The following is an 18,624-nucleotide window of genomic DNA, read 5'->3' as shown; positions in this document are numbered from 1 at the left end:
ATGTCGACCTTCAGTGGACTGACCACCGCCGCCAGCGGCCTCGCCGCCGCACGGCGGGGCATGGACGTGGTCGGGCAGAACATCGCCAACCAGAAGACCGAGGGGTACACGCGGCAGCGCGTCGAGACCTCCTCGATCGCCGCCGTCGCGCAGACGGGCCGCTTCAGCATGGGCGCGCTCCCCGGACACGGCGTCTCGATCGACGGGGTGTCCCGCCTCGGTGACGCGCTGCTCGACGCCCGGGTCCGCGACACCCTCGGCGCTTCCGGCTACTGGGCCACCCGCGCGCTGGCAGCGACGACTGCCGAGTCGGCCCTCGCGGAGCCGACCGACAAGGGCCTCGCCAACCGGCTGACCAGCTTCTGGGCGGGCTGGCAGGACCTCGCCAACACCCCGGATTCGGGTGCGGCGGCCGCGAGCATCCTGGAGTCGGCGAAGGAGCTCGCCGCCCATATCTCCGGCGGCTACCGCACGGTCGCCGCGCAGTGGACGGCCGCCCGCGGGACCGCCGAGCGCACCGTCAGTCAGGTCAACGCCGCCGCCGACCAGATCGCGGTGCTGAACAGCGAGATCCGGGAGGCGCTGGCCTCGGGGCGATCGGCCAACGAGCTCACCGACCGCCGCAACCTGCTCGCGGAGGACGTGGCCCGGCTCGCCGGCGCGACGGCCACCGTGGAGACGGACGGCACGCTCACGGTCCGCCTCGGCGGCAACGCCCTGGTCTCCGGCGGCGACGCCCGTCACATCGCGCTGACCGGCTCGGCGACGATCGACGGCGCTCCGCGCGTCGGGGTCGCCTGGGAGTCGGTGCCGGATCTTCCCCTCGTCGTCGACGGGGGAGAGCTGGGCGGCTCCCTCGCGGTGCTCGCCCCGGCCGCCGACGGCGGGATGCTGGCGCAGCTCGCCGCGACATACGACCGCGTCGCCACGGCGCTCGCGGAGTCGCTCAACGCCCAGCACCGCGCCGGCGTCACGGCGTCCGGACAGCCGGGCGGCGACTTCTTCACCCTCCCGGCCACCGGCTCCGCCGCGCTCGGGATGCAGGTGGCCGTCAGCACGGCGGCCGACCTCGCCCTCGCCGCCCCCGGGGCCGGAGCCAAGGACGCGACCAACGCCGACCTCATCTCCCAGATCGGGCAGCGCGCGACCTCTCCGGACGCACTGTGGACCGATCAGGTGACCCGCTTCGGCGTCGCCACCGCGGCCGACGTGCAACGCGCGAAGGTGTCGGATGCGGCGGCTGTCGGCGCCGTCGGTGCGCAGCAGTCCGTCGCGGCCGTGGACGGCGACGAGGAGACGATCAGCCTGCTCACCTACCAGACCGCCTACCAGGCGGCGGCCCGCGTGCTCACCGCCGTCGACGAGGCCCTCGACGTGCTCATCAACCGCACGGGCGTCGTCGGACGCTGATCGGAGAAGCTCCATGATCTCTCGCGTGACCCAGACCACGATGACGCAGACGGCGATGCGCCAGCTGCAGTCCAACCTCTCCGAACTCGCCCGTCTGCAGGAGCAGGCCACGTCGCAGAAGGCGTTCGCCGCCCCCTCGGACGACCCGGCAGCGGCGGCGGCCGCCCTCGCCCTGCACGCCGAGCAGCGGCGCACCGAGCAGTATGCGCGCAACATCGACGACGGCCTGGCCTGGGTGACTGCCGCCGATACGGCGATCACCTCCAGCACGTCCCTGCTCTCGCGGGTGCGGGACCTCACCGCGCAAGGGGCCAACGACGGGGCGCTGGACGCCACGGCGAAGGAGGCCCTCGCGGTGGAACTGGAGGGCATCCGCGACGAGCTGCTCGCGCAGGCGAACACCCGGCTGCTCGGCCGGTCCGTCTTCGCCGGCACGTCGGACACCGCGGCCTTCGGGTCCGACTACTCCTACAGCGGTGTCGCCGGCTCCGAGGTCACCCGCCGCGTGTCCGATGCGGCGGCCGTCCGCGTCGACACGGACGGTGCGGCGGTGTTCGGCACCGGAGACGACTCGGTGTTCGCCCTCGTCGACCGCATCGTCGCCGATCTCCGCTCCGGCACCAACGTGGGGCCCCGACTCGGGGAGATCGACGACCGCCGCACGGCGATGCTGGGCGTGCAGGGCGCGGTCGGCACCAGACAGGCTCAGATCGAACGCGCCAAGGAGGCGGCAGTGCAGAATTCCGTGTCCCTCGAGTCCCGCCGCGCCGCGGTCGAGGATGTCGACTCGGTCGAGGTGCTCATCCGCCTGCAGGCGCAGGAGCTCGTCTACCGCTCGGCGCTCGCCGTCAACGCGCGCGTGCTGCAGCCGACGCTGATGGACTTCCTGCGATGACCGCCGTGCTCACCTTCACGGCCCCACCGCCCGGGCTGGCTCCGCACGTGGACTTCGCCCTCGCACCCGTCGACGGTGCGGACGGGCTCTTCGCGATGCGGGCGGTCGAGGACGACGCCCTGCGGCTCTACCTCGTCGACCCGAACACGGTCCTGGCGGAGTACGCGCCGATCCTCACGGACGCCCAGGTGGCCGACCTCGCTCTCGCCTCGGCGGACGACGCCTTCGTGCTCGTGGTGGCCCACCCCGGCGCCGACGGCGTCAGCGTCAACCTGCTGGCGCCGGTCGTCGTGAACCGGGCGACGGGAGCGGCGACCCAGGTCATCCTCGAAGGCCAGGACTACCCGGTGCGGGCGCCGCTGGGCTGACCCGCGCGGGTGCCGGGGCGCCGGGCGTGACGGGCGGGGTGACGACTACCCTGGAGACGTGATCCTCGCCGTCGACACGTCCCTTGGCACCGCCGTCGCCCTCATCGACCCAGACGGGACGTCTCGTGCCGAGGCCGGTACCGCCGATCCGCTGGGCCACGCCGAGGTGATCGGCGACCTCGTCCACGACGTACTCCGGGAGGGGGGAGCCGACGGCATCACGCACGTCGTCGCCGGCATGGGCCCCGGTCCGTTCACCGGACTGCGCATCGGCATCGCGACCGCGCGGGCGTTCGCCCTCGGCCGCGGCATCCCGGTGGTGCCGGTCCCGAGTCACACGGCGGCCGCGCTGACGATCCAGTCCACGGTGACCGAGCCGTTCGCCGTCGTCACCGACGCCCGCCGCCGCGAGGTCGCCGTCACCGTGTTCGACGGACAGGACGAGGACGGGATCCCGCGCACGATCGCCGACACGGTGCTCGTGCGGGCCGCCGACGCCGACGATCATCTCGCCGGTCTCCGCCGGGTCGACGTGACGACGCTGTCCGCAGCCGACCTCGCCAGGGTGGGGGCGCGCGCACTCGCCGCCGGGCGGGTCCTCGCGGGGGACGAGCCGCTCTACCTGCGGCACCCGGATGTGTCCCTGCCCGGTGCTCCGAAGAAGGTGGGCGCATGACCCTCCGGGACGCGCGGCAGGACGATCTCGACGCGATCATGGCCATCGAGCAGCGCTCGTTCCCGACCGACGCGTGGAGCCGGGACACCATGGCGAGCGAGCTGGCGAGCCCGCACGGCCGCTACCTCGTCGACGAGCGGGGCGGGGCGATCGTCGGATACGGCGGCATCCGGGCGCTGCAGGGCGGTGCGGACGCCGACATCCAGACCATCGCCCTCCTCGCCGAGGTCCGGGGTCAGGGCCGCGGGCGCGCGCTGCTGCGTGCGCTGCTGCAGGCGGCCGCCGACCGTGGGGCGCATGAGGTGTTCCTCGAGGTGCGCGCCGACAACCCTCCGGCCGAAGGACTGTATCGCGCGGAGGGCTTCGAGGAGATCGGCAGGCGCCCCCGCTACTATCAGCCGGATGACGTGGACGCGATCGTGATGCGTCTGGATCTGCGCCGCCACCCGGCGCCCGCCGACACGCCGGAGGAGGCGACCGCATGAGTGAGCCCCTGGTGCTCGGCATCGAGACGAGCTGCGACGAGACCGGCATCGGCATCGTGCGCGGTCGTACGCTGCTGTCCAACACGATCGCCTCCAGCATGGACGAGCACGCCCGGTACGGCGGCGTCGTGCCGGAGGTCGCCGCCCGCGCGCATCTCGAGGCCCTCCAGCCGACCATCGACGCCGCGCTCGCCGAGGCCGGCGTCCGTCTCGCCGACCTCGATGCGGTGGCCGTGACCAGCGGTCCGGGCCTCGCGGGAGCGCTCATGGTCGGTGTGGGGGCGGCGAAGGGACTCGCGGTCGCCTTGGACAAACCGCTGTATGCGGTCAATCACCTCGTCGGTCACATCGCGGCCGACATCCTGACGCCGGACTCGGCGCCGTTGGAGTATCCGACGATCGCGCTGCTGGTCTCCGGCGGCCACACCTCCCTGCTCCACGTGCGCGATCTCACGACCGACGTGGAGCTGCTCGGCGAGACCGTGGACGACGCCGCGGGCGAGGCTTTCGACAAGGTCGCCCGACTGCTGTCCCTGCCCTACCCCGGCGGCCCCGAGATCGACAGGGCCGCGGTGGGCGGAAACCCGGACGCGATCCGCTTCCCGCGCGGGCTGTCCCGCGCCTCCGACCTCGCGAAGCATCGCTACGACTTCTCGTTCTCCGGGCTGAAGACCGCGGTCGCCCGCTGGATCGAGCGCTTCGAGGCCGAGAACGCCGAGGCGGGTGCCGACGCCCGGGACCTCCCGATCGCCGACGTCGCTGCCAGTTTCCGGGAGGCCGTCGTCGACGTCCTGGTCACCAAGGCGCTCAACGCGTGCGCCGACCTCGGAGTGCCGCGGCTGCTCCTGGGTGGCGGTGTGATCGCGAACCGTCGGCTCCGCGACGTCGCCCTCGCCAGGGCCGCCGAGGCCGGCGTCACCGTGCGCATCCCTCCGCTGTCGCTCTGCACGGACAACGGCGCCATGATCGCGGCGCTGGCCGCTGAGCTCATCGCGTCCGGGCGCCCCGCATCGACCCTCGGCTTCGGCGCCGACTCGACCCTGCCGGTCACCGAGATCCAGGTCGCGGAGGCGGTGCCGGCGTGACCGGGCTCGCGCAGGAGCCGGAGTCGGACGGGGCCACGCCCCGTGCGCGGGTCGAGCGCGCGAGCGGGCAGGTCGAACGCCCGGCCGGGACGGCGCGCCTTCCCGGAGCCCCGCGCGAGGGCTACACGAAGCTGCCGACCGGTCCGGTCGGCATCGAGCCCGTCGTCGTGACCGGGCCCGACCTCGACCACGGAGAGGACGAGGGCTGGGAGCCGGCGGTCGAGCCCGCCGTCGTCGACGACACCCGCCTGGCCCCGTGGGCGCTGCTGGCGGCGATCGTCGCCCTCGGCGCGTCGTTCTTCGTCGGGTGGGGGATCCCGGTCGCGATCGTCGCGGTGATCGCCGCCATCATGTCCCTCCGGCGCCCCGTGGAGAACCGGGCGATCGCGCGCTGGGCCCTCGTGCTCGGCCTGTGCGCGACCGTGTACAGCCTGGGATGGCTGGTCTGGGCGGGGATGCAGTTCGAGAGACTCGGCTAGGCGGGCTGGCCATGACGGACGACGACGACGTCGAGGAGCGCAGGGCCCTGCAGCGCAAGGCTTTCGGCCCGGGCGGAGGCCTCACGGACGCGGAGGCCGCGCGCCTGCGACAGCTCGACGCCGCCCGGCGAAGCCCGTCGCCGGTACCTCCGCCGTCCCTCGGCTCCTTCGCCGCTGCAGAGGACGACGACGAGCCGTCGGCCGGAGACGACGCGCCCGTGGAGCCGGACGAGGAGTCCGCGGACATCGTCACCGCTCAGAGCGACGTTCCGGCTCAGAGGCGGCGGCGCCGTTCCCTCGGCATGCTCGCGCTCGGCGCGGTCGTCGTGCTCCTCCTCGGGGTCGGCGTCGGATGGCTGGCGTTCGGCCGGAGCGGCGGCACGGCGGTCTCCCTCAGCGCCGAGCAGCAGGGATGGCAGTCCGATCTCGTCGCGTCCGGACGATTCGACCCGGGCTCGGTGCGCGCGCTCGCGACGGAGGACGACGCGGTCATCTGGGTGGCGACGCAGAACGGGGGTGCGAGCATCTGCCTGGTCCTGGGCGCAGGGGAGAGCACGACGCCGAGCTGCAACCAGCGGGAAGCGGTGCAGGAGGACGGCCTCTGGGGCGAGGTGACGACCCAGCGCGACGACGAGTACACGCGCCAGGTCATGGCCCATCTGCTCCTCACGCCCGACGGTGAACCGGCGGTGAGCGTCGACGTCTCGGAGTACGGCTCCGGCGAGGGCGGCCCCACCTACGCGAACGAGGCGGAGACACGGACCGCCGAGCGCCTGGCCGATGACGGCTTCGACCCGAACTCGATCTGGGTCGCCGGGTACGACCGCGACGTCCCGATCTGGACGGCCTCCGAAAGGGAGACGGGTCGGCAGTGCCTCATCTACGACGGGGCGACGGCCGACGCGCCGCGGGCCTGTGAGACGACGGAGACGCTGCAGGAGCACGACGGTCGGCTGCGGTTGCAGGTGACCGACGCGGAGACCGGCGGAATGACGACCTACGAGCTGCCGACCTCCGGTTTCGGGTCGTTCGTGATCATCCGAGAGGGGAGCGACGTCGGTGCGGGAGGAGACTGACCGCCAGGGCTCCGCTGCGGCGGAGGAGCGCCGAGCACTGGAGCGCGCGGCCTATGGTCGGGACGGCGGACTCGACGCCGCCGGTGCCCGGCGCCTGCGCGAGCTCCAGGAGGAGCATCGACGGCAGGAGCTTCCGGCGGAGGAACGGCCGACGACAGCCTCCGAGGCGCTCCCGGTGGCGGAAGACGAGGGTCGGGAGTCCGATCCGCCGCCGGCTTCCGACGCATCGCCGCTCGCCGCGGCCGGAGCACCACCCGCACCCGTCGAGACGGGCGCGCCGATGCGGGCGCGCGGAGTCGTGCCGGTGCTCGTGGCGGCAGCGGCCCTCCTGGCGATCGGCGTCGGGGCGGGGTGGGCGCTGTTCGCCCCGCGGTCGGAGGCGTTCCCCTTGACCGAGACGCAGGAGCAGCGACGGATCGAACTCGCCGGGGAGGACTACGACCCCGGCTCCGTGCGTCCGGTGGCGGAGGCGGAGGGCGCCCTCGCCTGGTTCGCCACGCAGGATGACGGGGCCACCCGGTGCCTGATCCTCGACGTGGGTGAGGACTCCCAATCCACCTGTCTGGCAGCGGAGGAGGAGCTGGGGCCGGGCCTGTACGCCGCGCTCCCCGTGGCGGCCTCCGATGCCGGTGACGACGAGGACTCGTTCTCCACCGACAGCGTGACGGCGGTGATGCTGTTCTCCACCGCGGACGAGCCGATGGTGAGCATCCAGCGGTGGGGCGGAAGCTCCACGCTCTTCGCCCAGTTCGGGGAGGAGCAGCGCCCGAGGGTGAAGGAACTCATCCGCGACGGCTATGACCTCAACCTCACCCTCCTCGGCTCGTTCCGCGAGCAGCCGGTGTGGCTGGGCGACCGCCGTACGACGACCGGCCCCGCCCAGCGCTGCCTGATCGTCGACGCCGACGGTTCGCGGCAGTGCGCCACCCTCGACGAGGCGCTCCAGTCCGGGCTGCGCGTGCAGCTCCTCGACGTGGATCAGGAGACGGGAGAGCTGCTGTCGGCGTCCGTGGTCGAGGTGGCCTTCACCCGCTGGCAGATGCCGTACCTCACGGTGACCTCGGGCCCGGCCGTGGTCGACGAGGCGACGGGCGAGTCGTATCTCGTGACCACCGGGCCGCCGGGGGATCCGATCCGCGTCGACATCCCTGGCCGCGACCCGGACGACTGATCGCTCTCAGTCCGCGGCGGGCACCCGGTCGGCGAGGATCGCGCGTCGCTGATCGCCGAAGCGGGCGAGGATCAGGGTCGCCTCGGCGTCGCCGCGCAGGGTCAGCTTGCGCCGGAAGGCCGCGGGGTCGACGTCGACCCCGCGCTTCTTGATCTCGATGCGGCCGATGCCGTGCGTCTTCAGGGCCGCGTTGATCGTCTTCGGCGTGATCGGCAGCGTCTCCCGGACGCGGAAGGACTGCACGAACGGGCTCGTCAGCGCGGCATCGGAGGTGAGGTAGGCGATGCGCGGGTCGAGCATCCCCGCATCGAGGCTGCGGGCGACGTCGCCGATGAGGCGCGCCCGGATGACGGCGCCGTCCGGCTCGTGGAGGAAGGCCCCGAGCGGTCGGACCGGAGCGTCCTCGGCATCGGCAGGGCCGGTGAGCTCGTGCGAGCGCTCGCCGCGGATCACCAGGGCCGAGCGCCGGACCCCTTCCCTGGCCAGCTCCCTGGACCAGACGACGAGCTCCACGACGCTGCCGTCGGCGCTCACCCACTGCGTCTCCGCGTCCGCGGGCAGGGCGTCGCGGTCGTGGGCGGGGCCGAGCTTGATCCCGGTGGGGCGCTGCGCGGCGACGGCGAACGCCCAGTCGAGGGACGGCGAGTAGTCGTCGGCGGAGACGCGCCGGGTCTCGCTGTGTCCGGAGGTGCGGCGGGCGGGATCCATCCAGATCGCCTGGCCGGGGACCGGCTCTCCGAGCGCGTCCTCCGCCGTGGCGTGCCGGACGGTGGCGTCGTCGCCGAACGGGGGAGGTTGTAGGCGGCGAGGGCCGCGGTCACCTCGTCGGCGTCCACCGCGTGCACCGCCAGTCCCGCGCCGGCGAACGCGAGGGCGTCGCCGCCGATCCCGCAGCCGAGGTCCGCGACGCTCGTGAGGCCGGCTCGGCGGATCCGCTGGGCGTGGCGGGCGGCCACGCCGAGGCGGGTGGCCTGCTCGAGGCCCGCGCGGTGTGAACAGCATGCGGGCGGCGAAGGGGCCGAACTTCGCCGCGGCCCTGGCGCGCAGGTGCGCCTGCCCGACGACGGCGGAGACGAGGTCGGTCGGAGTGTCCCGCAGCACGCAGTCGGGAGACGGCTGCGGCCGCCTCGGCGGTGGAGGTGACCGGCCGGAGCGCGTCGAGCAGCTCGAGGCCGGCGGGGGTCAGCAGGGCGCGCAGCTCGGACATCTCCACCCTCCCAGCCTAGGACCCGCGTGACGTGTGACCCGGGTTGGCACTCGCATTGCATGAGTGCCAGCCGACCGCCTACACTGGCATTAGCACTCTCGGGTTGAGAGTGCGAACGAGTCTTTCGTGTCAGCGTCAAGAAAGAAGAGGTAGACCGTGTCGGTTTCCATCAAGCCGCTCGAGGACCGCATCGTCATCAAGCAGGTCGAGGCCGAGCAGACCACCGCGAGTGGCCTGGTCATCCCCGACACCGCCAAGGAGAAGCCCCAGGAGGGCGAGGTCGTGGCGGTCGGCCCCGGCCGCATCGACGACAACGGCAACCGCGTTCCGCTCGACGTCGCCGTCGGCGACCGCGTGCTCTACAGCAAGTACGGCGGCACCGAGGTGAAGTTCGGCGCGGACGAGTTCCTCGTCCTGTCGGCTCGCGACGTCCTGGCGGTCGTCGTCCGCTGATCGCACACTCGGTTCCCTCTGCACGGCGGACGGGAACCCGGTCCGAAGAGGGCCCGGATGCTTCGGCATCCGGGCCCTCTTCCGCGTCCGGAGCGGCGCGGCCCTCGTCCTCGCGGGCATAGGGTTGTGCGGTGACCCCCGAGACGACCCGCGCCACCCGGACGGCGGGCGTCGCCTACGCCGGGAGCGCATACCTCCTGTGGGGCGTGCTGCCGCTCTACTTCCTCCTGCTGCAGCCCACCGGGCCGTGGGAGGTGGTCGCCTGGCGGGTGCTGCTCTCCTTCGTCTTCTGTCTTCTGCTGCTCACCGTCACGAGGGGATGGCCCGCCTTCCTCGCGATCGTCCGGAGTCCGCGACTGCTCGGGTGGACGGCCCTCGCCGGCCTGCTCATCTACGTCAACTGGCAGGTCTTCGTCCTCGGCACGTTGAGCGAGCACGTGGTGGAGACGGCGCTCGGCTACTTCATCAACCCGATCACCACCGTGCTGCTCGGCGTCTTCGTCCTCAAGGAGCGCCTCCGCCGTCTGCAGTGGGCGGCGGTCGGGATCGCGGCCGTCGCGGTCGTCGTCATCATCGTGGCGTACGGCCACGTCCCCTGGATCGCCCTGACCCTCACCGCTTCCTTCGGTCTGTACGGGCTCATCAAGAAGAAGATCGGCCCTGCCGTCGACGCGGTCAGCGGGTTGACGCTCGAGTCGTTCTGGCTGATCCCCATCGCGGTGGTGCAGCTCGTGGTCGTGGCGACGACGCCCGTCGGCCTGACGATGGGGACCGCGGGCTGGCCGCACGCCGTGCTGCTCGCCTTCGCGGGGGTGGCCACGGCTGTCCCCCTGCTGCTGTTCGCGGCCGGCACGCGTCGCGTCGACCTCACGATCATCGGGATGCTGCAGTTCCTCACCCCGGTCCTGCAGTTCGTGATCGGGGTCGTCGTGCTGCACGAGCCGATGCCGCCGGAGCGCTGGATCGGGTTCCTCCTGGTGTGGGTCGCGATCGCGGTCTTCGTCGTCGATCTGCTCCTCGCCGCGCGTCGCGGCCGTCGTGCCACCCGCGCCGCGGCGCTCTGATCGGTCCTGCCCGCGCCCCGAAACGGCGGCCCTGGATCGTTAACGCACCGAGATACTTGCCCCTCCTGCGCGCGGGGCGCACGCCCTAGTGTTAGAGCACCCGACTGTGGTCATCATCCACGTTCGTTTACGCAAGGGAGCATCATGAACGCACTGAAGGGCTCGCGCAGCGCGAGGATCTTCGCCGGGATCGCGCTGGTCAGCGCCTCCGCCCTCATCATCGCGGGCTGCAGCAGCACGCCCGATGCGGAGCCGTCGGACGGGGGCGGCGACAAGCCCGCCGCCGACCTGACGCTCAAGCTCGGTTCGCTGCTGCCCGCCACCGGTACGCTCGCGTTCCTGGGCGCGCCGATGGAGGCCGGCGTCCAGCTCGCCGTCAACCAGATCAACGAGGCCGACGCCGGCATCACGATCGACCTCAGCACGGGCGACGAGGGCGACCTCGACAACAAGGCCTACGAGACCTCCATCACCAACCTGCGCAACGGCGACATCACCGCCATGATCGGCGCGGCGTCCTCCAGCGTCACCAAGCTCATCCTCGACGGCAACGCGGGTGCGGACATCCTCACGGTGTCCCCGTCCAACACCTCGCCGGACTTCACGGGCATCAACCCGCTGTACTTCCGCACCGCACCGAGCGACAACCTCCAGGGCGAGGTCCTCGGCAACGAGATCGCCGAGGACGGCCACAAGACGCTGGGCATCATCTACCAGAACGACCCGTACGGCACGGGCCTGTTCGAGGCGATCAAGGCCACGTTCGAGAGCACCGGCGGCGAGGTCGTCGCCGATGCGTCGTACAACCAGGGTGACGGTCAGTTCAACGCGCAGGTCTCGGAGATCGCCGCGGCGAACCCGGACGCCGTCGCTGTCGTCTCCTACGACCAGTTCGCCACCATCGCGCCGCTGCTGGGCAACGCCGGGGTCGACACGGGCTCGCTGTACCTCGTCGACGGCAACCTCAAGGACTGGGGCGCCGACATCCCGGTGAGCCTCGAGGGCTCGAAGGGCACCCGCGCCGGCGCCGAGCTGCCGCAGGACTTCCTCGACCAGCTGAACGAGGTCTGGACGGCCGAGGGCAACGACCCGATCGACGCCGTGACCTACTCGGCCGAGGCGTACGACGCCGTGGTCCTCATCGCTCTGGCGGCGCTGAAGGCCGGCTCGGTCGAGGGCCCGGACATCGCGGCGGAGATGATCACCGTCTCCGGCGGCGACGGCGACGGCGAGAAGTGCGACAACTTCGCCGACTGCGCCGCGATCATCAACGACGGCGGCACGCCGGACTACGACGGCCTCTCCGGCGAGATCACGTTCGACGAGAACAACGACCCGAAGGGTGCCGCGATCGGCGTCTACGAGTTCGACGCCGAGAACGTCACCTCGCGCATCAAGTAAACACCGCACGAGGAAGGCCCCGGGTGCTTCGGCATCCGGGGCCTTCATCGTGCGGCGCGAGGTCTCAGGCGGCGTCGGTCCCGAGGGTGCCGAGGTAGAGGCCGATGACCTTCGGATCGTTCAGCAGCTCCCGACCGGTGCCCTCGTAGGCGTCCTTCCCCTGGTCGAGCACGTAGCCGCGGTCGCAGATCTGCAGGCACCGACGGGCGTTCTGCTCGACCATGATCGTCGTCACGCCCGCCTTGTTGATGTCGGAGACGCGGATGAAGGCGTCGTCCTGCCGCACGGGGGAGAGGCCGGCGGACGGCTCGTCCAGCAGCAGCACGGACGGGTCCATCATGAGCGCGCGGGACATGGCGACCATCTGGCGCTCGCCGCCGGAGAGCGAGCCCGCACGCTGCTTCAGGCGCTTGCCGATCTCCGCGAAGATGCTGCTGACGAACTCGAGCCGCTCCGCGAAGATCTTCGGGTTCTGGTAGAGCCCCATCTCCAGGTTCTCCTGGATGGTGAGCGACGGGAACACGTTGTTCGTCTGCGGCACGAAGGCGACACCGCGGCGTACGAGCTTGTCGGCCTTGAGGCCGACAATGCTCTCGCCCTTGACGGTGATATCGCCCTCGCGGACGTTCACCATGCCGAAGATCGCCTTGAGGAGCGTCGACTTCCCGGCGCCGTTCGGGCCGATGATGCCGATGAGCTCGCCCTGGCGGGCGACGAGGTTCGCGCCGTTGAGGATGTTCACTCCCGGCAGGTAGCCGGCGTGCACGTCCTTCAGCTCGACGATGACGTCGCCGGTCTCGGGGGTGCCCTCGGCGGGGATCGCGGTGCTCATGCCTTCTCCTCCTCGGCGGCGTCCTCGGCCTCGACCTCGGCCTCGACCTCCGTCTCGATCTGCTCGCGGATGCGCTCCGCGTCGGCGTCCGAGATCACCGGGAGGCGGCCGGTGACGGCGCCGAGGTCCACGTCCTGATGGGCGCCCAGGTAGGCGTCCACGACCGCGGGGTCCTCCATGACGGTCTCCGGAGGCCCCTCGGCCACCACGCGCCCCTCGGCCATCACGACGACCCAGTCGGCGATGTGACGCACCATGTGCATGTCGTGCTCCACGAAGAGCACCGTCATCCCGAGGTCCTTGAGGTCGAGGATGTGGTCGAGGAGCGACTGCGTGAGGGCGGGGTTCACCCCGGCCATCGGCTCGTCGAGCATCACCAGGTTCGGGTCGCTCATGAGCGCCCGTGCCATCTCCAGGAGCTTGCGCTGACCGCCGGAGAGGGAGGCGGCGAAGTCCTGCTCCTTGGCGTCGAGCTTGAAGCGCACGAGGAGCTCGTGGGCCCGCTGCTCGATCTCCTGCTCCTGCGCGCGCCAGAGGAAGGGGAAGAGCCCGGCCCAGAAGCCCTCGCCGCGCTGGTCCTTCGCGCCGAGCTTCATGTTCTCCAGCACGGTCAGCAGCGACAGCGACTTGGTGAGCTGGAAGGTGCGCACCTGGCCCATCCGGGCGACCTTGAAGGACGGGATGCCGGAGAGGCTCTTGCCGTCGTACGACCAGGTACCGCTGTTGGGTTTGTCGAACCCGCAGAGGAGGTTGAACAGTGTGGTCTTCCCGGCGCCGTTGGGGCCGATGAGTGCCGTGATGGCGCCACGCGGGATCTCGAGGTGATCGACGTCGACGGCGGTCAGTCCGCCGAAGCGCCGCTGCACCGCGTCCACGACGAGGATCGGGTCGACCTTCTTGACTCCGGGGGCGGCGGGACCCGCGGCGAGGCCGGTGGTCTTGGCGCGGGGAGCGCTCTTCGCGGGCGTGACGGCCGCGTCGTTCTCACTTGACAAAGGTCATCTCCCTCTTGTTCCCCAGGATGCCCTGCGGGCGGAACACGACGATGAGCATCAGCACGATGCCGATGAGGATGTAGCGCACCACGTCGGCCTGTGCGCTCGTCATGGGCAGGTAGCCGGCCGTGGCCATCGCCGGGAGGAGCGCGCCGAGGAAGGCGAACACCACCCAGAAGAGCACGGCGCCGAGCGTCGGGCCGAAGACCGTCGCCGCACCGCCGAGGAGCAGGATCGTCCACAGGAAGAACGTCAGCGACGTCGAGTAGCTGCCGGGGATGACCGCCGAGGGCAGGACGAAGACGATGCCGCCAAGCGCACCGATCACACCACCCACCACGAGCGCCTGCATCTTGTACGCGAAGACGTTCTTACCGAGCGACCGCACGGCGTCCTCGTCCTCGCGGATGCCCTTGAGCACGCGGCCCCACGGGCTGCGCATGAGCGCCCAGACCACGAGGATCGTCAGAGCGAGGGTGAGCAGACCGAACACCCGCACCCAGAGGTCGTTCGCGTTGTACGTCCACGGGCCGAAGCCGTACGTCCCCGGAGGGAACGGGTTGGCATCGCGGAAGCTCTGGTGGTAGCCGGAGAGCCCGCCGGCGGAGTTCGTCCAGTCCTTGAACAGCTCCGTGACGAACATCAGGCGCACGACCTCCGCGGCCGCGATGGTCGCGATGGCGAGGTAGTCGGCGCGCAGACGCAGCGTCGGGATGCCCAGCAGCAGGGCGAAGAGCGCTCCGCCGGTGATGCCGACGAGCACGCCCAGCCACCACGGGAAGCCGAAGGTGAGGATCGAGATCGCGTAGCCGTAGCCGCCGATCGCCATGAACGCCGCCATGCCGAAGTTGAGCAGACCCGTGTAGCCGAAGTGCACAGCGAGGCCGGTGGCCGCGAGCGCGTAGGCGATCGTCGTCGGGCTGAACAGGTAGGAGGCGGTGTTGCCGAAGATGCTTCCGAAGTCCATGCGTCAGCCCAACCTTTCCTTGCGTCCGAGGATGCCCTGCGGTCGCACGAGCAGGATGATGATCAGCGCGACGAGGGCGCTGGCGTACTTGAGGTCGGTCGGCACCCCGAGGAGCGTGGACACCTCGACCGCGAGGCCGACGATGATCGAGCCGATCAGGGCGCCGATCGCCGAGCCGAGCCCGCCGAGCGTGATGGCGCAGAACATCAGCAGCAGCATCTGCATACCCATGTCCCACTTCACGCCGGGGCGGAAGTACGCCCAGAGGATCCCGGAGATCGCGGCCAGGGTGCCGGCGAGGATCCAGACGATGCGGATGACCTTGTCCACGTCGATGCCGGAGGCGGCGGCGAGCTGCGGGTTGTCCGAGATCGCCCTCGTCGCCTTGCCGGTGCGGGTGCGGGTGAGGAAGAACGCGACGCCGAGGATCACGATGATGCTGGTCGCCATGCCGATCAGGTCGATGTACGACAGGGAGATCGGCCCGAGACGGATGGGCTCCGGGCTGGAACCGGGCAGCTGATAGGTGTTGCCGCCGATGATGTACTGCAGACCGTAGCGGAGGGCCAGCGAGAGGCCGATGCTGACGATCATGAGCTGGACGACGCCCAGACCCCGGCGCCGCAGCGGCTTCCAGATGCCGGCGTCCAGAGCCCAGCCGAGCGCCGCACCGCCGATGACCGCGGCGATGATGCCGGCCCACAGCGGGAGTTGCCAGAACGAGGTGACGACGAGCGTGACCACCGCGCCCCAGCTCACCATCTCGCCGTGCGCGAAGTTCGACAGCCGGGTCGTGCCGTAGATCAGCGCGGCGCCCATCGAGGCGAGCCCCAGCAGCAGACCGAAGTTCAGACCGCCCACCATGCGCGACAGGAGCTGGTCGAGGAAGGAGACGGTCACCCGCTCGCCCTCGCCCAGGAAGAAGTTCACGATCTTCGTGCCGGTGAGCCCGAACTCCAGCTCGAACGAGGCGGTCGTGCCCGAGACGGGCTGGATCCCCTCGGGGAGCTGCGTCGCGTCGACGATCACGCCGTCCGGAAGCGTGGACTCGTCGACCGTCAGGGTGTACGTCTCCTTCTCCGGCACGTACAGCCGCCACTTGCCCTCGGCGTCGGTCTCGGTCTCGGCGTCGAAGCCGTTCCCCTCGATCGTCATCACGACGCCCTCGACGGGCTCGTCGCCGTCGGTGACGACGCCGGCGAAGTAGAAGTCGGTGACCTCCTGGCCGTCGTCCGTCGTCTCCGCGGATGCGGCTGAGGGAGGGAGGAGGAGCGATGCCGCGAGCGCCATCAGGATTCCGAAGAAGGCGAAGGCCCAAGGGCGCTTTCGCGGTCCGGCGAGTGCTGTGGGTCCCACGCAACCTCCACTGTGAGTGCTGTCTCCGCGGACTCGGGTCGAACCGCGGGGATGGACGACGCACTTGAGCGTAATGGGCGATCGGCGATTCACCTATCGTCCGGGCCAACGGTCCGGTAACGACAGGGCTCTGGGAATGTTCTCGGGCGTGTCTCGCTTAGAATCTCCATACGGGTCACGCCCGCGCACCGGCCGACGTCGACCCCCCATTCGCACCCGGATCCGCGCCACTCGCGCAGGAGGAGATTCCATGGACCAGCACGATCCCTTCGGCTTCGTCGGACTGACCTACGATGACGTGCTGCTGCTCCCCGGGCACACCGACGTCATCCCCAGCGAGGCCGACACGTCGTCCCGGATCACGCGGCGGATCTCCGTCGCGACGCCGCTCCTCTCCAGCGCGATGGACACCGTGACCGAGTCCCGCATGGCGATCGCCATGGCGCGGGAGGGTGGCATCGGCATCCTGCACCGCAACCTCTCGATCGCCGACCAGGCCGCGCACGTCGACCGCGTGAAGCGGAGCGAGTCCGGCATGATCACCGACCCCATCACCACGACGCAGGACGCGACCGTGGAGGAGGTCGACGCGCTGTGCGCCAAGTACCGGATCTCCGGTCTCCCGGTCGTGGACGACGAGGGTCGTCTGGTCGGCATCATCACGAACCGGGACATGCGCTTCGTCTCCGGCTTCGAGCGCCAGAGCACGTTCGTGAAGGACGTCATGACGAGGGAGAACCTCGTCACCGCCCCGGTGGGCGTCGCGGCAGGCGAGGTCATCGCGCTGTTCGCGAAGCACCGCGTCGAGAAGCTGCCCCTCATCGACGAGGACGGCAAGCTCGCCGGCCTCATCACCATCAAGGACTTCGACAAGAGCGAGAAGTACCCGCTCGCCACCAAGGACGACCAGGGCCGCCTGCGGGTGGGCGCGGCGATCGGTTTCTTCGGCGACGCCTGGGAGCGCGCCGAGGCCCTCCGCGACGCCGGTGTCGACGTGCTCGTCGTCGACACCGCCAACGGCCAGTCCCAGGGCGTGATCGACCTCGTCAAGCGCCTCAAGGCGGACGAGTCGTTCGCGCACATCGACGTCATCGGCGGCAACGTCGCCACCCGCGAGGGCGCGCAGGCGCTGGTCGACGCGGGGGTCGACGCGGTCAAGGTGGGCGTGGGTCCCGGCTCGATCTGCACGACGCGCGTGGTCGCCGGTGTCGGCGTGCCGCAGGTGACGGCCGTCTACGAGGCGTCGCTCGCGGCGCGTCCGGCCGGCGTCCCGGTGATCGCCGACGGCGGCCTGCAGTACTCGGGCGACATCGCGAAGGCCCTGGTCGCCGGCGCCGACGCCGTGATGCTCGGCTCGCTGCTCGCCGGCACGGACGAGTCGCCGGGCGAGATCGTCTTCCAGTCGGGCAAGCAGTTCAAGCAGTACCGCGGGATGGGATCGCTCGGCGCCATGCAGACGCGCGGCAAGCAGACCTCGTACTCGAAGGACCGCTACTTCCAGGCCGACGTGCCCAGTGACGACAAGCTGATCCCGGAGGGCATCGAGGGCCAGGTCCCGTACCGCGGCCCGCTCTCCGCCGTCGCCTACCAGCTCGTCGGCGGGCTGCGGCAGTCGATGTTCTACGTCGGTGCGCGCACCATCGAGGAGCTCAAGCAGCGCGGCAAGTTCGTGCGCATCACCTCGGCGGGACTCAAGGAGTCGCACCCGCACGATGTGCAGATCGTCGTCGAGGCGCCGAACTACAAGAAGTGACAGCGGCCCCCGGGAAGGGGGACGCAGGAGGGGCCGGATGCGCTGCATCCGGCCCCTCGTCGTCCGCGGTGCGGTCAGCCGCAGCGGTAGGTGACGCCGCCGACGTCCCACACCCCGGGTCCGAGCTCGGCGCACGTCCCGATCACGCCGGCCAGCACGGTCACCAGCAGGACGATCCCGATGATCGCGAAGATCGTCAGGATGGCTCCGACGATGATGCCGGCGATCGCGATGCCCTTGGGGGCCTTCGCCTTGCCGAGCTGCACGGCGGCGATGATGCTGAGGATGAGGCCGACCGGCGGCAGCAGGAACGCCAGCACGAGGCCGATGATCGACAGCACCCGCCCGGGCGGCGAGGTCGGCACGTCCTGCGCGTAGGGGGCGCCGGGCGGGGGAGCGGAGGCCGCGGGATACGGCGAGGGCGCGCCGCCGGGCGGCGGCGGGTTGTAGGGCGGCGGGGCGTCGGGCGACGGTGCGTCGGTCATGATCTCTCCTCGGTTCCGGTCGTAGCCCAGAGCGTAGCGACGGAGGGACGGGCATGCCATCCCCCTTCCGGGCCCCGCGCGCCGCGCGTACGGTGCCGGTATGTGCCGAAACATCGTGCCTCTGAACAACCTCGAGCCCGCAGCCACGGATGAGGAGTGCCAGGAGGCCGCGCTCCAGTTCGTCCGCAAGATCTCTGGGACGACGGCGCCCTCGCGCGCGAACCGCGAGGTGTTCGATCGCGCGGTGGCCGAGATCGCCGTGGCCACGCGGCGGCTGCTCGACGATCTCGTGACCTCGGCACCGCCCAAGAACCGCGAGGAGCAGGCGGCGAAGAGGCGGGCGCGATCGGCGGAGCGCTACGAGGCGATCCGGGTCTATCAGGAGGAGAAGCGGGCGGCGCGCGCGGGCTGACGCGCTGCGGGCCGGGGGTGGAGCCCTGTGCCAGAATCGACGTACCCCGCTCGA

At 71.1% G+C, this 18,624-nt stretch carries 19 protein-coding genes and 1 pseudogene; 14 read left to right on the top strand and 6 right to left on the bottom strand.

Annotated elements, in window-relative coordinates; translation table 11 throughout:
- Genes flgK through AB1285_RS11095 form a run of 9 tightly spaced genes read left to right on the top strand, consistent with a single transcriptional unit; the run spans window position 1 to window position 7,645 of the window.
- Window positions 1–1,410 carry a flagellar hook-associated protein FlgK gene (gene flgK, locus AB1285_RS11135; RefSeq protein WP_259955202.1) on the top strand — a complete coding sequence of 470 codons (1,410 nt, stop codon included), beginning with the start codon at window positions 1–3 and terminating at the stop codon, window positions 1,408–1,410.
- Window positions 1,411–1,423: 13 nt separating this feature from the next.
- Window positions 1,424–2,305 (top strand): flagellar hook-associated protein FlgL, encoded by an 882-nt coding sequence (gene flgL, locus AB1285_RS11130; RefSeq protein ID WP_268777196.1) that lies wholly within the window; start codon window positions 1,424–1,426, stop codon window positions 2,303–2,305.
- Window positions 2,302–2,673 carry a flagellar assembly protein FliW gene (locus AB1285_RS11125; RefSeq protein WP_187663415.1) on the top strand — a complete coding sequence of 124 codons (372 nt, stop codon included), beginning with the start codon at window positions 2,302–2,304 and terminating at the stop codon, window positions 2,671–2,673. The genes flgL and AB1285_RS11125 overlap by 4 nt, the downstream gene beginning before the upstream one ends.
- Window positions 2,674–2,731: 58 nt before the next feature.
- Window positions 2,732–3,349, top strand: a complete 618-nt coding sequence (gene tsaB / locus AB1285_RS11120; RefSeq protein WP_370428308.1) for a tRNA (adenosine(37)-N6)-threonylcarbamoyltransferase complex dimerization subunit type 1 TsaB — start codon at window positions 2,732–2,734, stop codon at window positions 3,347–3,349.
- On the top strand, window positions 3,346–3,834 hold the full coding sequence (rimI, locus tag AB1285_RS11115; RefSeq protein ID WP_370428307.1) for a ribosomal protein S18-alanine N-acetyltransferase: 489 nt from the start codon (window positions 3,346–3,348) through the stop codon (window positions 3,832–3,834). Before tsaB ends, rimI begins: the two co-directional genes overlap by 4 nt.
- On the top strand, window positions 3,831–4,919 hold the full coding sequence (tsaD, locus tag AB1285_RS11110) for a tRNA (adenosine(37)-N6)-threonylcarbamoyltransferase complex transferase subunit TsaD (protein WP_187663418.1): 1,089 nt from the start codon (window positions 3,831–3,833) through the stop codon (window positions 4,917–4,919). Before rimI ends, tsaD begins: the two co-directional genes overlap by 4 nt.
- Window positions 4,916–5,398 carry a hypothetical protein gene (locus AB1285_RS11105; RefSeq protein WP_259955208.1) on the top strand — a complete coding sequence of 161 codons (483 nt, stop codon included), beginning with the start codon at window positions 4,916–4,918 and terminating at the stop codon, window positions 5,396–5,398. Before tsaD ends, AB1285_RS11105 begins: the two co-directional genes overlap by 4 nt.
- 11 nt (window positions 5,399–5,409) lie before the next feature.
- The gene (locus AB1285_RS11100) at window positions 5,410–6,474 is read left to right on the top strand and encodes a hypothetical protein (RefSeq protein ID WP_370428306.1); all 1,065 of its coding nucleotides are present in this window, start codon (window positions 5,410–5,412) and stop codon (window positions 6,472–6,474) included.
- Window positions 6,458–7,645: a hypothetical protein gene (locus AB1285_RS11095; RefSeq protein ID WP_259955211.1), complete on the top strand. Its 1,188-nt coding sequence runs from the start codon at window positions 6,458–6,460 to the stop codon at window positions 7,643–7,645. The genes AB1285_RS11100 and AB1285_RS11095 overlap by 17 nt, the downstream gene beginning before the upstream one ends.
- Window positions 7,646–7,651: 6 nt before the next feature.
- Here AB1285_RS11095 and AB1285_RS11090 read toward each other — a convergent pair.
- Window positions 7,652–8,858, bottom strand: a pseudogene (locus AB1285_RS11090) (THUMP-like domain-containing protein).
- Between the two features lie 150 nt (window positions 8,859–9,008).
- On the opposite strand from AB1285_RS11090, the gene groES reads away from it, so the two are divergent.
- The 3 genes from groES to AB1285_RS11075 all read left to right on the top strand — a co-directional run bounded on the left by groES (window position 9,009) and on the right by AB1285_RS11075 (window position 11,770).
- Complete coding sequence (gene groES / locus AB1285_RS11085) at window positions 9,009–9,305, top strand: co-chaperone GroES (RefSeq protein ID WP_017203655.1); 297 nt, start codon at window positions 9,009–9,011, stop codon at window positions 9,303–9,305.
- 131 nt (window positions 9,306–9,436) lie between these two features.
- Window positions 9,437–10,369, top strand: coding sequence for an EamA family transporter RarD (gene rarD, locus AB1285_RS11080; protein ID WP_370428305.1), 933 nt, complete (start codon window positions 9,437–9,439; stop codon window positions 10,367–10,369).
- A gap of 144 nt (window positions 10,370–10,513) precedes the next feature.
- Window positions 10,514–11,770, top strand: a complete 1,257-nt coding sequence (locus AB1285_RS11075) for an ABC transporter substrate-binding protein (protein ID WP_187663424.1) — start codon at window positions 10,514–10,516, stop codon at window positions 11,768–11,770.
- Between the two features lie 64 nt (window positions 11,771–11,834).
- Here AB1285_RS11075 and AB1285_RS11070 read toward each other — a convergent pair whose 3' ends face one another.
- Genes AB1285_RS11070 through AB1285_RS11055 form a run of 4 tightly spaced genes read right to left on the bottom strand, consistent with a single transcriptional unit; the run spans window position 11,835 to window position 15,854 of the window.
- Entirely contained in the window at window positions 11,835–12,602 is a 768-nt protein-coding gene (locus AB1285_RS11070) for an ABC transporter ATP-binding protein (protein WP_187663425.1), read from the bottom strand.
- Window positions 12,599–13,597: an ABC transporter ATP-binding protein gene (locus AB1285_RS11065; protein WP_370428304.1), complete on the bottom strand. Its 999-nt coding sequence runs from the start codon at window positions 13,595–13,597 to the stop codon at window positions 12,599–12,601. The genes AB1285_RS11070 and AB1285_RS11065 overlap by 4 nt, the downstream gene beginning before the upstream one ends.
- Window positions 13,587–14,564: a branched-chain amino acid ABC transporter permease gene (locus AB1285_RS11060; RefSeq protein WP_025103732.1), complete on the bottom strand. Its 978-nt coding sequence runs from the start codon at window positions 14,562–14,564 to the stop codon at window positions 13,587–13,589. The genes AB1285_RS11065 and AB1285_RS11060 overlap by 11 nt, the downstream gene beginning before the upstream one ends.
- 3 nt (window positions 14,565–14,567) lie before the next feature.
- Window positions 14,568–15,854 (bottom strand): branched-chain amino acid ABC transporter permease, encoded by a 1,287-nt coding sequence (locus tag AB1285_RS11055; RefSeq protein ID WP_187663427.1) that lies wholly within the window; start codon window positions 15,852–15,854, stop codon window positions 14,568–14,570.
- 316 nt (window positions 15,855–16,170) lie between these two features.
- On the opposite strand from AB1285_RS11055, the gene guaB reads away from it, so the two are divergent.
- On the top strand, window positions 16,171–17,673 hold the full coding sequence (gene guaB, locus AB1285_RS11050) for an IMP dehydrogenase (protein ID WP_025103734.1): 1,503 nt from the start codon (window positions 16,171–16,173) through the stop codon (window positions 17,671–17,673).
- Window positions 17,674–17,747: 74 nt separating this feature from the next.
- Here guaB and AB1285_RS11045 read toward each other — a convergent pair whose 3' ends face one another.
- Window positions 17,748–18,158 (bottom strand): hypothetical protein, encoded by a 411-nt coding sequence (locus tag AB1285_RS11045; protein ID WP_268777189.1) that lies wholly within the window; start codon window positions 18,156–18,158, stop codon window positions 17,748–17,750.
- A 100-nt stretch (window positions 18,159–18,258) separates the two neighbouring features.
- Between AB1285_RS11045 and AB1285_RS11040 the strand changes: the two genes are divergently transcribed.
- Window positions 18,259–18,570 (top strand): DUF2277 domain-containing protein, encoded by a 312-nt coding sequence (locus AB1285_RS11040; protein ID WP_259954242.1) that lies wholly within the window; start codon window positions 18,259–18,261, stop codon window positions 18,568–18,570.
- Window positions 18,571–18,624: the final 54 nt, after the last annotated feature.

This window comes from Microbacterium sp. NRRL B-14842 (genome assembly GCF_050470785.1).
Note: the sequence above shows the minus strand (reverse complement) of the source record. Positions and strands in the feature narration are given on the sequence as shown.

Coding starts and splice junctions, on each gene's coding strand:
- guaB (WP_025103734.1), top strand. CDS start 16,171: ATGGACCAGCACGATCCCTTCGGCTTCGTCGGACTGACCTACGATGAC.
- flgK (WP_259955202.1), top strand. CDS start 1: ATGTCGACCTTCAGTGGACTGACCACCGCCGCCAGCGGCCTCGCCGCC.
- AB1285_RS11055 (WP_187663427.1), bottom strand. CDS start 15,854: ATGGCGCTCGCGGCATCGCTCCTCCTCCCTCCCTCAGCCGCATCCGCG.
- AB1285_RS11100 (WP_370428306.1), top strand. CDS start 5,410: ATGACGGACGACGACGACGTCGAGGAGCGCAGGGCCCTGCAGCGCAAG.
- AB1285_RS11060 (WP_025103732.1), bottom strand. CDS start 14,564: ATGGACTTCGGAAGCATCTTCGGCAACACCGCCTCCTACCTGTTCAGC.
- flgL (WP_268777196.1), top strand. CDS start 1,424: ATGATCTCTCGCGTGACCCAGACCACGATGACGCAGACGGCGATGCGC.
- AB1285_RS11045 (WP_268777189.1), bottom strand. CDS start 18,158: ATGACCGACGCACCGTCGCCCGACGCCCCGCCGCCCTACAACCCGCCG.
- AB1285_RS11125 (WP_187663415.1), top strand. CDS start 2,302: ATGACCGCCGTGCTCACCTTCACGGCCCCACCGCCCGGGCTGGCTCCG.
- rimI (WP_370428307.1), top strand. CDS start 3,346: ATGACCCTCCGGGACGCGCGGCAGGACGATCTCGACGCGATCATGGCC.
- AB1285_RS11075 (WP_187663424.1), top strand. CDS start 10,514: ATGAACGCACTGAAGGGCTCGCGCAGCGCGAGGATCTTCGCCGGGATC.
- AB1285_RS11040 (WP_259954242.1), top strand. CDS start 18,259: ATGTGCCGAAACATCGTGCCTCTGAACAACCTCGAGCCCGCAGCCACG.
- tsaD (WP_187663418.1), top strand. CDS start 3,831: ATGAGTGAGCCCCTGGTGCTCGGCATCGAGACGAGCTGCGACGAGACC.
- AB1285_RS11070 (WP_187663425.1), bottom strand. CDS start 12,602: ATGAGCACCGCGATCCCCGCCGAGGGCACCCCCGAGACCGGCGACGTC.